The 1,576-nt window shown below is 72.6% G+C and carries 2 protein-coding genes; both read left to right on the top strand.

What is annotated here, in order from left to right; translation table 11 throughout:
• Nucleotides 1-349, top strand: a 349-nt coding sequence (locus tag ACIY1X_RS26340; protein WP_399686597.1) for a YadA family autotransporter adhesin, incomplete at its 5' end; no start/stop codon positions are given.
• A gap of 20 nt (nt 350-369) precedes the next feature.
• Entirely contained in the window at nt 370-1,179 is an 810-nt protein-coding gene (locus ACIY1X_RS26335) for an OmpA family protein (protein ID WP_399686595.1), read from the top strand.
• The last annotated feature ends 397 nt before the right edge of the window (nt 1,180-1,576 follow it).

Here is a 1,576-nt window from a genome sequence, read left to right as displayed (position 1 = left end):
CGTGGCGCCGGGCGTCAACGGCACCGATGCGGTCAACGTCAACCAGCTCAACGCCGGCATCGGCACGATCAACCAGAACGTCAACGCCCTGCGCTCCGAACTCGCGGCCACCCGCCAGGACGCCGACGCCGGCACGGCCGGCGCGATGGCGATGGCCGGGATGCCGCAGGCCTACATGCCGGGCAAGGGCATGCTGGCCGCCGGCGTGGGCTACTACGAGGGGCAGAGCGCCATCGCCGTCGGCCTGTCGAAGATCTCGGACAACGGCAAGTGGGTGACCAAGATCACCGGATCGGCCAACTCGCGCGGCAGGGTGGGCGCGGCGGTCGGCGTGGGCTACCAGTGGTAGGCAGGGAGAGGGAGGACACCATGAACATCGCCATGCATGCGATCTGCCTGCCCGTGGCGCTTGCCGCCGCCGGGCTGCTCGCCGGCTGCAGCACGCACCTCAGCCGGGGCATCGACGACCAGGGCCGGGCCGAGGAGGTGGTCTTCCCGGACATCGCCGCCGACGCGACCCTGCCGGAAGGCATCTTCCCCAACCTGGACAACCTGCGGGAGGTGGCGCCGGGGATGACCAAGGACCAACTGTACGCGCTGCTGGGCCGGCCGCACTTCCAGGAAGGGCTGCTCGGCGTGCGCGAGTGGGACTACGTGTTCAACTTCCGCAGCGGCGGCGGCACGACGGTCTGCCAGTACAAGCTGATCTTCGACAAGGCCTACCTGGCGCAGAGCTTCCACTGGAAGCCCGCGCAATGTCGCGCGCTGCTGGCCGGCCCGGCGCTGGTCGAGCCGGTGAAGGCCGCTGGGGCGCCGCGCTTCCGCCTGGCGTCCGACACGCTCTTTCCCTTCGACAGCGCGGTGCTGCAGCCGGAAGGCCGGCGCGAGGTCGCGCGCCTGGCGGCGGAGCTGAAGAAGACCGCCTACGAACGCGTGGAACTCATCGGCCACACGGACCGGCTGGGCGCCGAAGGCTACAACCAGCAACTGTCGCAGCGGCGCGCCGACGCGGTGCGCGCCGCGCTGGCCGAGGCCGGCGTGGCGGCCGAGCGCATCGTGGCACAGGGCCGCGGCGACCGTGAGCCGGAGGTCCAGTGTCACCAGCGCGACCACGCGGTGCTGGTGTCCTGCCTGGCGCCGAACCGGCGCGTCGACGTGCGCGTGCACGCCGCCCGCTGACGGCGCCGCGGCGCGCCGCCCCGGCGGTGCGCATGTCATCTTCATGTAAGCTCGCACGCCATTGCCCCGGCCGGGGCAGGACGAGGAGACTTCCATGCAGATAGGCGTGCCTGCCGGGACGAAGGTGGGCGAAACCCGCATTGCCTTCATCACGCAGGCCACCCGGGTGCCGGCCCTGCGGCCGACACCGTCGGCGAGGCCGGCTGCCACACGGGCGTGGGGTCCGTGCGCCTCGTGAATCTGCCTGGCGCAGCGCAGGCGCTGCGAACGACATCGGCCGCACCGTCGCGGCCGGGCGCCCGCGCGGCACTGTGCCGGCGCCTCTCCGGACATCCCGGACCACGCCCCCTGTGCTGCTGCGCGTGCACGCCGCCGGCACGCGCGCGCGGGGCCTGAG

The organism is Xenophilus sp. (assembly GCF_044462705.1).
In the GTDB taxonomy this organism is placed as follows: Bacteria; Pseudomonadota; Gammaproteobacteria; order Burkholderiales; family Burkholderiaceae_C; genus Xenophilus; species Xenophilus azovorans.
Note: the sequence above shows the minus strand (reverse complement) of the source record. Positions and strands in the feature narration are given on the sequence as shown.